This is a genomic window from Leptospiraceae bacterium (genome assembly GCA_015075105.1).
Classification (GTDB): Bacteria; Spirochaetota; Leptospiria; order Leptospirales; family Leptospiraceae; genus JABWCC01.
The window spans coordinates 1396490-1410425 of sequence record JABTUZ010000002.1 but is presented as its reverse complement, the minus strand read 5'-3'; the positions used below and the strand labels follow the sequence as shown (position 1 = coordinate 1410425).

General features: G+C 36.2%; 12 protein-coding genes. 6 read left to right on the top strand and 6 right to left on the bottom strand.

Annotated features, from left to right (window positions below):
- Positions 1-293 precede the first annotated feature (293 nt).
- The 5 genes from HS129_16670 to HS129_16650 are packed head-to-tail and all read left to right on the top strand — an operon-like array spanning position 294 to position 6213.
- Positions 294-1733 carry a glycosyltransferase gene (locus tag HS129_16670; protein MBE7413670.1) on the top strand — a complete coding sequence of 480 codons (1440 nt, stop codon included), beginning with the start codon at positions 294-296 and terminating at the stop codon, positions 1731-1733.
- 10 nt (positions 1734-1743) lie between these two features.
- Entirely contained in the window at positions 1744-2775 is a 1032-nt protein-coding gene (locus tag HS129_16665; GenBank protein ID MBE7413669.1) for an NAD-dependent epimerase/dehydratase family protein, read from the top strand.
- Positions 2772-3479, top strand: coding sequence for a glycosyltransferase family 2 protein (locus HS129_16660; GenBank protein MBE7413668.1), 708 nt, complete (start codon positions 2772-2774; stop codon positions 3477-3479). The genes HS129_16665 and HS129_16660 overlap by 4 nt, the downstream gene beginning before the upstream one ends.
- Positions 3449-4987 (top strand): hypothetical protein, encoded by a 1539-nt coding sequence (locus tag HS129_16655; GenBank protein MBE7413667.1) that lies wholly within the window; start codon positions 3449-3451, stop codon positions 4985-4987. Before HS129_16660 ends, HS129_16655 begins: the two co-directional genes overlap by 31 nt.
- Positions 4984-6213 carry a hypothetical protein gene (locus HS129_16650; protein ID MBE7413666.1) on the top strand — a complete coding sequence of 410 codons (1230 nt, stop codon included), beginning with the start codon at positions 4984-4986 and terminating at the stop codon, positions 6211-6213. Before HS129_16655 ends, HS129_16650 begins: the two co-directional genes overlap by 4 nt.
- 8 nt (positions 6214-6221) lie before the next feature.
- On the opposite strand, the gene argB is transcribed toward HS129_16650, so the two are convergent.
- Both argB and alr read right to left on the bottom strand, forming a co-directional pair.
- Positions 6222-7094 carry an acetylglutamate kinase gene (argB, locus tag HS129_16645; protein ID MBE7413665.1) on the bottom strand — a complete coding sequence of 291 codons (873 nt, stop codon included), beginning with the start codon at positions 7092-7094 and terminating at the stop codon, positions 6222-6224.
- 25 nt (positions 7095-7119) lie between these two features.
- Positions 7120-8250 (bottom strand): alanine racemase, encoded by a 1131-nt coding sequence (alr, locus tag HS129_16640; GenBank protein ID MBE7413664.1) that lies wholly within the window; start codon positions 8248-8250, stop codon positions 7120-7122.
- A gap of 102 nt (positions 8251-8352) precedes the next feature.
- Here alr and HS129_16635 point away from each other — a divergent pair, with 102 nt between their 5' ends.
- Entirely contained in the window at positions 8353-8832 is a 480-nt protein-coding gene (locus HS129_16635) for a DUF2505 family protein (GenBank protein ID MBE7413663.1), read from the top strand.
- On the opposite strand, the gene HS129_16630 is transcribed toward HS129_16635, so the two are convergent.
- From HS129_16630 to HS129_16615, 4 genes are all read right to left on the bottom strand, one after another.
- Positions 8810-10354: a hypothetical protein gene (locus tag HS129_16630; GenBank protein ID MBE7413662.1), complete on the bottom strand. Its 1545-nt coding sequence runs from the start codon at positions 10352-10354 to the stop codon at positions 8810-8812. The two genes, HS129_16635 and HS129_16630, sit on opposite strands and share 23 nt — an antisense overlap.
- A 109-nt stretch (positions 10355-10463) precedes the next feature.
- The gene (gene scpA, locus HS129_16625; GenBank protein MBE7413661.1) at positions 10464-12596 is read right to left on the bottom strand and encodes a methylmalonyl-CoA mutase; all 2133 of its coding nucleotides are present in this window, start codon (positions 12594-12596) and stop codon (positions 10464-10466) included.
- A gap of 4 nt (positions 12597-12600) precedes the next feature.
- Complete coding sequence (locus tag HS129_16620; protein MBE7413660.1) at positions 12601-12909, bottom strand: hypothetical protein; 309 nt, start codon at positions 12907-12909, stop codon at positions 12601-12603.
- Between the two features lie 15 nt (positions 12910-12924).
- Positions 12925-13935: a TerC family protein gene (locus HS129_16615; GenBank protein ID MBE7413659.1), complete on the bottom strand. Its 1011-nt coding sequence runs from the start codon at positions 13933-13935 to the stop codon at positions 12925-12927.
- Between the last annotated feature and the right edge of the window lies 1 nt (position 13936).

Sequence of the window (13936 nt, the reverse complement as noted above, 5' to 3'; positions counted from 1 at the left end):
TTTCAGGGCTTTTTACAACGCTAGAAAATGGCACTTTTATTGGCTTTTTGAACAATTGCTTTTCCAAAGAAAGACTTTTTGCAGGTGCGCCATTCATAAATAGAATTCTATTTTTGAATAATTATAAAAATAATTGAATTAGGAGGGAGATTTCAAAAAGTTCTAATATTTTTTTAGAATTGGATCGACTTTGAAAGTGCTATTTTAGTTAGTATTCCTAAAAAATAAGGAATTGACACAAAACTAAGCCGTGAATCCTTATTTTGTTGATGGCAAAAAAAGTTAGAATCGGGGTGATTGCAGCCGCCGGAAAGGGAACTAGGGCATACCCTAAAACTACTTTTATCCCTAAGCCGCTTTTTCAAGTAGAAAGAAAAACGATTCTGCACCACAATATTGACTTACTTACAAAAAAACTAAAAGTTGAGAAAATTTATATCATCGTCGGGCATTTGCAGGAGCAGGTAATTTCAGAGGTAGATAGAATTCGTCTGCAAGGCGTAAAGGTATCTTTAGAAACTGTTCCTTGGACTACAAAAGGGTTAGCGAGTGACGTAGCGAGTCTGGAAGAAAAAATTCAAGAGCCTTTTTTTTTGATTCTTGGAGATGAATTTTATTACAAGACAAATCATGAGGTCTTGCTCAGAACAATTCAAAAATATCCGGGACTTTACGGGACAATCGGTGTATTAAAAACATCTGTACTATCCAGAATCAGGAAAAATTATTCTGTAGAGTTGGAGGGGGACAGGATTCGGAATTTAGTAGAGAAGCCTGTGGATCCACCCAATGAGTTATTGGGGCTTGGAACGTATTTCTTTTCTCCTGAATATTTCCATTTCTTTAAAAAGACTCCCCCTTCTTATAAATCAGGAGTTGTAGAAATTACAGACGTAATCGACCGGATGGCTAAAGAAACCGGTAAAATTTACGCTACTACGATAAATTGCAATTATTTTAATATTAATTCAATGCAGGACTTTCACTATGCGGTATATGAAATACGAAACGATTTGTTTGAAAACTACAAAATTTCACTTGTTGTGCCCACGGAAAACGATGAAAAATCCATATCCGATGTACTTTTTGACTTCAAGGGAAAAGTCCACGAGATTGTCGTCGTTGACGCTGACTCAAAAGATGGAACAATTGAAATCGCTAAAAAAGATAAAGTTCGGATAGAGCATTATTTTTATGGCAAGAAAAAAGACTATCAAGGAATTCAAGTTCGTCAAGGATTAGATCGTGCGACAGGCGATATTCTTGTATTGACTTCTTCTGATGGTGCATTTCGGTCTAAGGATTATCCGAAACTTTTGGAATACATGAAAGACTGCGACATGGTAATAGGTACAAGAACTACAAGGCAGATGATTGAGCAAGGATCAAACTTAAAGCCCTTGGTTAGGTTAGTGAATCTATTTATGGGAAAGATGGTTGAAATATTCTGGTGGGATCAAGAGCCGAGGTTTACGGATATAGATTGCAAATATATGGCAATATGGAAAGATTCCTACAATAAAATTCGCCCTTCTCTTGAAGTAGAAGGACGTTTGTTTACGGTAGAAATGATGATTGAGATTATTCGTGCTCACATGAGGTGCATAGAAATCCCAATCTCATATTTTCGACCTGTAGAAAAAGAGAATTACGGATTTTTTAATGCGTTAAGCGATGCATATTCTGCGTTTAAGATTATTTTAAGAAAAAAATATCAAGATTTAAAAATATAGAGGAAAGAAAATGAGAGTATTAGTAACCGGTGGATGTGGATTTTTGGGATCGCATGTTTGTGAATTCTTTTTAGAAAAAGGCTGGGAAGTTGTAAGCTATGATAGCATGACCAAATATGAACTGAAAAGAACTGGTTATGGAACGGATGCTACCAGAGATTATAATTGGAATTATCTAAAATCCAAAGGCGCTATTATGGTAAAGGGAGATATACGAAACCTTGAGCATCTTTTGGACAGGACTGAGGGTTGCGATTATATTATCCATACTGCCGCTCAACCTGCCATGACCATTTCTTGGGAAGATCCGGAGCTTGACTTTACAACTAACGTCCTCGGTACATTCAATGTTCTTGAAGTAGCCAGAAAAAGAAAGATTCCAGTAGTCAACACAAGCTCGATACATGTATATGGAAATTCTATTAATGACACACTGAAAGAATCCGAAACTTCTTACGAAAGAACTCCGATTGAAATACCGGAATCTCAAAGTGTAATGGTAGGGAAAATATCCCCTCTACACGCGTCTAAAATGAGTGCCGAGCATTATGTTCAAACGTATAGAGATATGTATGGAGTGGTTGCTGCCACTTTTCGATTTACAGGAATTTATGGCGAGAGACAATTTGGTGGTGAAGATCACGGTTGGGTTGCAAATTTTGCTATTCGGTCTGTATTTGGCTTGCCACTAAGAATTTTTGGAACAGGAAAGCAAGCGAGAGATATTTTGTATGCAAGAGATGGGGCTGAAAGCTATTTTAATTTTTTTAACAAGCAAATACCGGGGACGTACAATATTGGAGGGGGAAAAGAGCATAAGATTTCCTTGTTAGAGTGCATCCATTTAATCGGAGAGATTACCGGGAAAAAACAAGAGATTCTATTTGAAGCAGAGCGACCCGGAGATATGAGATATTTTGTATGCGATATAAACGAAGCAAGAAAATTTGGATTTCAACCAAAAGTAAAACCACGCGAAGGAGTTACGAATCTTTTGAAATGGGTGGAACAAAACAAACAAGTGTTTGAAATGAAAAAGTGAAGAAAGAAAAATTACTTACAATAGTCCCGGCGTATAATGAAGAGTCCACTATCGAAGAGGTTGTGTTACGAGCGATTCCCTATAGCGATATATGTGTTGTAGATGATGCGTCTAAAGACAATACCCCTAAGATTCTTTCCAAGTTGTTAAAAAAATATCCTAAGAAGTTACACGTTATCACCCATACAAAAAATACTCACATTCCGGGGGGAATTCAAGACGGAATGAAATACGCAGAGAAGAAGTCTTACGATTGGGTAGTTACAATGGACGCAGGGTTATCGCATGACCCAAAGTCTTTAGAGCAGTTTTTTTCTCATCCCTCGTGTGATATTCTAATCGGTAGAAGAGAAATTACTGAAAATGTACCAATGTACAGAAAATTGATTTCTTATCTTGCTGCGAAAGTTATGAACTACTGTATGTCGAAAAGCATTTTTGATTTATTCGGACCAAAAATCAAAGATTGTACATCAGGGTTTAGAAGATATTCTAAAAAATCTATTTCAATACTTGCTAATTCTAAGTTACAGTCCAAAGCGTTTGATTTTCACATGGAGGCTCTGTATTTAATTCATGCGTCAGGCGGAACCGTTAGTGAAATAGGAATCCACTATGTATTTTCAAATTCTTCTTTTAACAAGAAAGTATTTCGGCAGGCAGTATCGTTTGCGTGGACTCTATTGAAAAAGAAATTCAGGTAAGAATCGTAATGACGATAAAGTGGAAAGTAGTATTTGCGTCTATTGCACTATTTTTTTCTGTAGCTGTGCTTGACTATATATTTTTTGGAATGTTGTTTTTTCAATTTCCAAATGAAATGGAATGGGACACTTCCCCTTGGTACAATTTTCTTCATAAAACGAGTCACATTCAGTTTGCGGATGACGAAAAGGGATCACTTATAGTCGGGAGTTCTGTTGCTTTGTATTCTGCTTTACCGTCGAAAATTCAAGAAGAGTTAAATACGAATGTGAAATGGGAAAAGGTGCGAGTAGAATTGTATTCTCATGTAGCCATGTCTCCTACTGACTTTTATTATTATATAGAAGATGTAATTTCTAAAAAACCAAAATTGGTGCTTTTCTTGTTTAATCCGGGAGATTTTCAGTTAGACCATTTTCGAGAAAATGAAAATCGCCTAACGTATTCAGAAAAAGCAAGGATTGAAGAGTACAAATCAAGGATTCCAGTTTTATCTGTGTATCCTTGGCTTTTTTTGAAAGACCATGTTAGAGATATTTCAAAAAATGACATATTCCTGCTCTTGACTAAATCTATTTTAAAAGTAAATAGATACAGATCTTTTTTTAATGATCCGATTGACGCTTATATCGAAAGACATTACAGAAGGTCTCGAAGTTACCACAATTATACCGGAGCCATGCCAAAGGAAGGTGTCTGGTCAAAGGGTTTCACTACGCAAAAATTTCAAATTGAATGCTCTTTAAAAAATGGAAAACTGGAGGACAGTATTTTTATTCCAAAAGAAAATTGGACTGTTTCAGTTTTTGGGGAGAATGGTTTTTCAAAAATTTTGAAGTTTGAAAAAACAGGCTGGTATGATTTGAATTTAGAATTTCACCCGGATACAAAAAATATCAAATTAGTATTTGAATCGGATAAAACAGTAAGCTCTAAAGAAATCGATCACAAGCAATACGGCAAAGAATATTTTTATGGAATCAGGCTTTCTCAAAATTTTTGTAAAAATGAATTGAATAAAGATATTTCATACAATAGAGAAGATTATTTGGACGAGCATAGATTTGATTCGATGAGTAAAGATGAATACGAAAAAGATTATTTTGAGAGAATGTACAGCAATTCTGAAAATAGACCGGAGACCCATAGATTAAAATTACTGAAAGACAGAAAAATCCAACTCTCAAAATCGGATTTTGTAACTTGGTCAGAAATAGAAAACTTAAAAAAGATAGCTATTCAGTTAAAAGAAAAAAATATTCGATTTGTGATTGTGAATAATCCTGAAAATCCGATTGAGCTTACCTTTTATGAAAATAGCAAGTGGTACAAAGATTTTTTACATTATTTGAATGGGATTTCCGAGATTAACTCAGGTAAACTTTACGATCTGAAAAATTTCATTCAAGATGAAAAGTTATTTACCGATCCCCACCATCTTACATATAAAGGTGCATCCCTTATGACCAAAACTTATGCAAGAATCATTCAGGAAAATCTTAAATGAGAACAATAGAGAGTATTTTCATTGGTGCATTGGAGCGTTTAAACAATCAGAAAATTATTCTTCTAACCTTTGTATTCTTATGGGGTGGCACTACTTTTATTCTTTTAAAAAAATACAACTTCAATCCTACTGCAATGATTAACTTCGGTCTCGAATTTGTGAATCAAAATACAAAAGAGATGCCTGCAAACTCTTTGGTATTTCTCGGTGAGAAAGATGACCTTGGTGCAGGGTATGATGGTCAGATTTTTTATTTTTATTCCAGAACTATCAGCAACCTGAATACTCTTTGGCCAAAAGGGTTTGATGAGAGTTATCGTGCTCCAAGAATAGGTTACCCTTTTTTAATTTCTCTGTTTGGGGGATTCGGAAAATGGGGAAATGTTTTTGGGATGTATTTTATAAATTGGGTTTTGTTTCTTGCTTCTTTTTTTGCTTTAAGAAATATTTTATCTCCGGCGGCTCGTAAATATTCTATCTTATATTTAATTTCTCCATTTTCTTTGGGAAGCTACACCGTGCTTGTCAGCGACTCTGTAATGGTTTCTCTAATTATTTTATCGTATTATTTTTTTACTAAGGAAAAATTTATTTTATTTTCTATCTTTGGCGGGCTTGCAATTATCACAAAAGAACCTGCGTTATTTTTTCTTTTCCCTCTTGGGCTTGGCTCATTAAAAGAAAAACAATGGAAAAAAACTTTTTTTATTCTTTCTACTTTGTTGATTCCATTTTTCTGGCAGATGTATTTAAGATTTACATTTCCGAATTGGCGCATATCGAGGATCACAGATTTTATTCTTCCGATGGAAGGAATTTTTTCTTACCTTAGTAATCTTGTAACAGCATTTTCAGATTTTAAAGGAATAAAAAATTTGGCAAGAGAATTGTCCAGACTTCCGCTTTTCTTTTTATTTATACTGGGGGTTTTTAGTGTATTTACCGGAAATATAAAAAAAGGCTGGGTATTTAGGCTCGGAATAATTTTTACTTTATTTATGGTAGGAACTGCCGGATACTATCATTTTTGGTCAGTATATGAAAACATCTCCAGAATGTTTACGATTGCAGTCCCACTTGTAATTTTATTACAAAACGAAGATGAAAGCGTAAACTTTACTTTATTCTACTTGTTGCTAATTTGTATTTTAATTCTTTTTCTTGTAAAAATACTTTTCATTCAAGATGTTAAACCATTTCTTATTTGGGAAAATGTATCAAGGTGAAATTTTCTTTATTCTATTAAACTTCCTATTCCCTGATCGGTGAATATTTCGAGAAGGATAGAGTGTGGAATTCTACCGTCTATAATATGAGATCGTTTTACTCCATTTGCAATTGCATTTAGACAGCTTTCGACTTTTGGAATCATTCCTCCAGATATACTTTTATCTTTAATGTACGATTCAATTTTTTCTTTACTTAAACCTGTCACTAAATTATTCTCAATGAGTATCCCAGGTGTATCTGTGAGTAGAATTAATTTTTCTGCTTTCAAAGCTCCTGCAAGCATACCAGCCATTGTGTCTGCATTGATATTCAAAGGCTCACCACTACTTGATTCGGCTACAGGCGAAACTACAGGAATAAAACCGTCGTTTTGCAATGTGGATAAAATATCTGTATTGATTGTGTGGATTTTTCCAACAAGTCCGATATCAACTGTTTCTAATCTTCCATTTTCGTTTTCAAATTGAAGAGGCTCTTTTTCTGCGATTGCAAGTTTTCCGTCTCTACCGGAAATCCCAACAGCTTGTCCTCCTATAGAATTTATTCTGCTAACTATCTGTTGATTTACTTTTCCTGTAAGAATCATTTCCACTACTTCCATAGTAGGTGCATCCGTTATGCGATGTCCTCTCACAAATTCGGTGGATAGTCCGAGTTTTCCCACCATAAGATTAATTTCAGGTCCCCCGCCATGTACCACAATCGGGTGAATACCAAGATATTTTAATAGTACAATATCTTTTGCGAAAGATTCTTTTAAATCTTCTTTTGCCATAGCAGCTCCACCGTATTTGATTACGATAGTCTTCCCGGAAAATTTTGCTATATAGGGAAGTGTTTCTAAAATATAATTTACCTTTTCCAAATTTTCGTTCATAAAATCTCCTTATAAAACCCCTGTGTCAATCTACAATCAGCCTTGGAATGCTTGCGTGAATATTTGTAACTACCTCATAGTTAATCGTGCCAATCATACTCGATATATCATCGGCAGAAATACTCTCATCACCCGATTTTCCGATTAGTACAACCGTGTCTCCAATAGTGACTTCCGGGATGTGCGTAACATCTATCATACACATATTCATACACACTCTGCCAAGAATTCTCGCTCTTCTACCTTTGATGAGAATATTCCCTTGATTGGAAAGTCTTCTGTCTATTCCTTCAAAATACCCCACAGGGAGGACTGCAACTTTTGTAGGATAATTTGTCTTATAAGTAGAGCCATATCCGATATACGAACCTATTTCCAAGTCTTGAATATGTACTATTTTAGTTTTCCATGAAAGAGCGGGCGTTAGGCGAAACTCATTTTTCCCTACAAGAGAATGAGAAAGTTTTGTTTCTCGGCTGGGCCAGAGTCCATAGAGTGAAATTCCAACTCTTACCATATCAAAATGGGCATCTCTAAATAGAATTGTGGATGCAGAAGAAGCAGAGTGTTTTGTGAGGTTCTCAAACCCGATTTTTTTAGCGAATTCGATGTATTCCTTAAAAAGAGACAATTGCATTTTTGAATAAGAATGCTCAGTGAAATCTTCTGTGCTTGCAAAATGGGTCATAATCCCGTGGAGTTCAATATTTTCTTCTTTTATCTCACAAATAAGGTCGGTTAGTTTCTTGCCGTGAAATCCAAGCCTTCCCATTCCTGTGTCTGTTTTTAGATGAATTTTGGGTGGGCTTGGAAGAGAGTTTAAAATTTGAATTTCATCTAATCTGGATACTACAATAGAAAAATTTGGGTCGCTTACGAATTTTGTTTTTTCTTTTAAATCAGGGATTTCTCCCATAATGAGTATCTTTGTGTCAGGAAGATTTTGTCTTAAAAAAATAGCCTCGTCTAATGAATTTACCCCGAGTAAATCTGCACCCGAAGAGATTGCAATTTTAGATACTTCCAAGATTCCGTGACCGTAGGCATTGGATTTGACGATAGCAGCAAATTTTACTCCCGGTTGTAGAATAGACTTAAACGAGTGGATATTGGATTTTATTGCATTTTTAGAAATTTCTACCCAGCTTGAGGACAAAATATTTTTCTCCGATATTCAAATTTACAATAATTTTCCTCTTGCCAATTTAGTCCTTTAAAATATTGTTTTAGCCTGATTAGAAAATTTTGAAGGAAAATGATGAAATACACCGTCTCGCATAAATTTGAAGTTCCCTTAGCCGATCTTTTGAAAGCCAGAGAAGAACGCTACCAGCAATTGGATAAATTCCCTGAATTAAAAAATGTCACTCTTTTAGAAGAAACAAAAAATGGTTCAAAGATTTTTCAAAAAAGGAAAATCAACCTTGGAGCCTCCCTACCTCAAGTAGTGGCTACACTAATGGATGACCCTTCTTTAATAGAAGAATCGAGTTTTGACTTAGATACAAATACCCACGAATTCAAATTGTCTCCTCCAAACAACGATAAGATTGTAACTATCAAAGGAGTTAGCGTTTATAGAGAATTATCCCCAACTTCTTCTGAAAGGGTTTATGAGGTTGAGGTGAAGTCAGAGATATTTTTGGTTAGCCCATTGATAGAAGCAGCTATAGAAGAAATCCATAAACACAGCCTCGAGAAAGATAGGGCTTCGATTAATAGTTTTCTGGGGAAATAATTTCAGTTTCTTCAGACTGTTTTTGGTATATGGTTAAGTCGGCTGTTCTCTTATGAATTGCATGAACAGTGTGCAAATGCTTATTTGGGCAAATCGGCAGGACTTCTTCTTTTAGATCTAATTTTGGATAGTCTATAGGCTCAAGTAGAATTGCGGTCCCTGATTGGGAAGATGTTCCTGATACTGCACCATTGAGTAATAGATAATCGTTGATACTATTCTTCACTACTACAAAATTCGAGCCTCCCGATGTTACACCAGTTGTATTTCCATTTAAGCGGTATGTGGCAGTGGGAGAAATTGAAGTGTTCACGGGTCCAGTTCCAGAGTAAGAAAGCCCACCGAAGGCGTAAAGTCCAGCTAATTCTGATGGTAAAGGGTAGTTAGTTCGGACTGAATCAATAGAAGAAACGATGCTTGTATTTCCAAAATAGGTAGTTGTAATATTCGCATATCCTTGAGACTGCCCCCAAAAAGCAGCCATAAGCCTTTTAAACATATCGGAGTTTGAGCTGTACGGGTTTAAAATAGATGCGTTATACGAGCTTGCTGATTTAAAAACTTCCATAAGATTGGTGGCGTTGTTCGCTCTAACCCCTGAGGTATCTCCGGAAACGGATTTTTTGAAGAATGCGTATTTTTGTGCGGTTGTAGTTCCGGAGTTTTCATAAATATATTTCATAAGTGAGTAGGCGTAAGCATAGCTTTTTAATTCAGATGACCAATTGGCGATAGAAATCCCACTTACCCCACCTGAGCATGATGTTCCTCGAAAACAAGAAATTCTGGATGCTTGAGGACCAAATCCGGTAATATCACTTGCGACCTCACTTGTTCCCTCATTAATCCAAGTATCGTCTTCTGTATTGGTTGCGAGCTCGTATTGAAATCGGATAAGGTGTTGCAGTTCGTGAGCAAGGGTAATTAAAAAACTACCCGGACTTCTCCCTTCTAATGCGGCTAATTCTTTTCCATCCATGTATAGAATTTCTTTTTGATTGGAGCGAAGGGATTTGCTCGGATCGTCTGTGTAAAAATTTACCGGATCAAAAAAACCGGCAACAAAACCTGATGAAGAAGTTGAACCATCTATTATATCCAAGACAATGACTGTGATTTTACCATCATTGTCTATATCAGAGGGGGCACCAAAGGCTTGGGTCTCTCTGTTGATAATTTGATTTTCATAAGTGGAAAGAATTGAAGAATAATTTAAACCAGTAGAAAGATTTTTTTCTACATAGAGTTTCGCATTATTGCTCTCTGTCACAAAGTCTGTCTTTACGCAATACGATACATTGGTAACAGTATCTCTTGCCCAGAATTCTCCTCTTGAGTTATGGCACATCATGCTATCTACTATTAAAAAAGCTAAAGCAAGTTTTGCTTTTGAATCCTTCTCTTTTTTATTAAAGATGGGTATAACTGTGCAATGAGTCAAACCAAAGACTGTAATTAATAAAACAGGGATGCAAAATTTAGAAAGCGATTGGATTACAGATTGATGAATTCTTTTTTCCATATTCACGCCAAGAGTTATCCTGTTATGCAATTTTCAAGAAAAAAATTTCCAAATTTATATTGCCAATGTCTTTTTTCAATTTGTAATCGTTATACAAAATTAATGAGATTTATTTCTTTAATAGTTCTAATACCTTTAGAGCTGCTTCAGGAATTACCGTACCCGGGCCAAAAATTGCAGATACTCCTTCTTTGTATAAAAAATCGTAGTCTTGGGGAGGGATCACTCCACCCGCTATAATTTTTATATCTCCTGCATTATCTTTCTTTAAAATTTTTATAAGCTCAGGGATAAGAGTTTTATGCCCGGCTGCTTGAGAAGAAACACCGATGATATGAACGTCATTTTCGATAGCTTGCTTGGCTACCTCAGAGGGGGTCTGGAAAAGGGGTGCAACATCTACATCAAATCCCATATCTGCAAATGCAGTAGAAATAATTTTTGCTCCTCTGTCGTGCCCGTCTTGCCCCATCTTTACTACCATCATTCTGGGTCGTCTGCCTTCTTTTTTTGCAAATTCTTCTATTCTTTTTACTGCCTGATTGAATAAATCGTTTTTTTGACTCAAGTTAGAATATACCCCACTGATTGTTCTAATCATTGCTTTATGCCGACCAAAAACTTTTTCCATTGCATAAGATATTTCTCCAACGGTTGCCCTTAGCCTTGAAGCAGTTACCGCTAACTCCAATAAATTTCCTTTTCCGGATTTTGCCGATTCAGTGATGTCGTCTAACGCCTTCTCTACTCTACTTGAATCTCTTTTGGATTTGATTTCTTTTAGTCTTGCAATTTGTTTATTTCGAACTGCGGTATTGTCTATATCCAAAAATTCAATAGGAGACTCGTCTTTTAATTTGAATTTATTTACACCTACGATTACCTCAATCCCTTGATCTATAAGAGCTTGCCTTTTGGCGGAAGACTCTTCTATTTTCATCTTAGGCAGTCCTGCCTCAACTGCACTCGCCATTCCACCATGGTCTTCTACTTCTTTCATTAGTTTCTTTGCTTCATTTACAATGGAATGGGTGAGAGATTCTATAAAATACGATCCACCAAGCGGGTCTATGACTCTTGGGATTTGGGTTTCATTTTGGATGATTAGCTGTGTATTTCGAGCTATTCTTGCCGAAAATTCTGTAGGAAGCGCAACTGCCTCATCAAGTGCATTTGTGTGGAGGCTTTGAGTTCCACCAAGTACGGCTGCCATTGCTTCTATTGTCGTTCTGATTACATTATTGTAAGGGTCTTGCTCTGTGAGACTCCACCCTGAGGTTTGACAATGGGTTCTAAGAGCCATACTCATCGGATTTCTGGGGTTGAATTTTTGAATAACCTCAGCCCAAAGAAGTCTTGCCGCTCTTAGCTTTGCAATCTCCATAAAAAAATTCATCCCAATTCCAAAAAAGAAAGATAGTCTCGGAGCAAAATCATCTATTTCAAGACCCCTGTCGATTGCAGTCTTTACATACTCTAAACCGTCTGCTATTGTATAGGCTAATTCTTGTACTGCATTCCCTCCTGCCTCTTGGATATGGTAACCACTTATAGAAATAGAATTAAACCGCGGCATATTCTTAGAAGTGTATTCGATAATATCTCCTATGATTTTCATGGAAGGTTTCGGTGGATAGATATAGGTATTTCTAACCATAAATTCTTTTAGAATATCGTTTTGAATCGTACCGGAAAGCTCTTCTAATTTCGCACCTTGCTCTTCGCCTGCTACGATAAACATGGCAAGGATTGGTATAACTGCGCCATTCATTGTCATGGATACAGACATTTCTTTTAACGGGATCTCGTTAAAAAGAATCTTCATGTCTTCTACAGAGTCGATTGCAACTCCTGCCTTCCCTACATCTCCAATTACCCTTTCATGGTCAGAGTCATACCCTCTGTGTGTAGCCAAATCAAAAGCTACGGAAAGACCTTTTTGGCCGCCTGCAAGATTTTTTCTATAGAATGCGTTAGACTCTTCTGCTGTGGAAAATCCCGCATATTGTCGAATAGTCCATGGACGATGAGAATACATGGTAGCCCTCGGACCTCGAATAAACGGAAAAATTCCAGGGAGTGTGTTTGTAAGTTCGAGTTTTTCTAAGTCTTCTAAGGTATAAAGCGGCTTCCATGTAATTCCCTCAGGAGAGTCCCAGTTTAGAGAAGAAACATCTTTTCCTCTTAGGTCAGCTTCTTTTGCTAATTTTTCCCAGTCTTCTATCGGAGTTGTATCCGGCATGCTATTACTCCTGTTCGTATTCTAATTCTTCACTGTAACCCGGAAACGATCCGAGTTTTCTGGTGAATGTAAATTTTAAAGGGTATCCTACGAGTCTATTCCCGGATTGTTTGACACTACCGCTAAGAAGTGTAAATGGAAGTGATACTACAAAAATGGCAGAGCCTAAAACTACGCTTACTACACCGAGAGGGCGAATTAAAATAGCATCAATCATCATCTCTCCACCGGAAGGAACTTCAGTTGCTTGAACACTTGAAGTTACAAACGCCAGAAGAACCAGAACCATCAAAAAATATTTTATTTTAAACATTGTAACTCTCCTTTATTATGATTTCTTTTTTTTGTTTTTTTGAAAATCGGGTAATGAAAATAGTATGGATGTGATTAGGACACTGACTATTACCGCTAAAGAAATTGCAATAGGAATGTGAACCACCGGTATATTTGCGATCTCACAGATAAGAGGCAGGATCATCTTGAAACCTACAAATACAAGAATTAAGGCAACCCCAGTTTTTAGGTGAACAAATAAATCCATAACTCCGCTTATCATAAAATACAAAGACCTGAGTCCGAGAATCGCAAAAATATTGGATGTGTAAACTATAAAAGGGTCTTGGGTTATAGAAAATACAGCAGGGATTGAGTCCAAGGCAAACATTACATCGCTTGTTTCTATAAGGCAAAGAACTACAAATAGAGGTGTTACCATTAATTTCCCGTTTTCTTTAATGAAAAATTTATGAGCGTGGTGGTCGTGGTGACTTATATGGAATACTTTTTTTACTAATTTGTAAATCATATTGTTTTCAGGATGAAAACTCTCGTCCTCTTCTTTGTGTGTAAACATTTTGTAGGCTGTATAGATCAGGAAAAAACCGAATACATACAAGACCCAACCGAATTTTGCTACAAGAGATGCCCCAAGTAAGATCATAATCGCCCTAAGCACTACAGCTCCGATAATCCCCCATTTTAAAATTTCAGGCTGGTATGCGGGACCGATTCTGAACTTTTGAAAAATCATAATAAATACAAAAAGATTGTCGATGGATAGAGAATATTCGAGTAAATAGCCCGCTAAAAACTCCATAGTCTTCACTCGATTTTTAGAAGGGTCGTTTGGGTCGGTATCATAAAAGTAAATAAAAACCGCAAAAAGCATGGAAACCCCAACCCAGATCAAAGTCCAATACCCTGCTTTTTTTAAGGAAATGGGACCTTCCTTTTTAGTCAAAATCCCCAAATCTAAAATCAACATGAAAATAACTATTACATTGAAAAGAATAAATAAGATTATTTCGTGATTGATTTCTGTAAAATTTAATTGAAACATA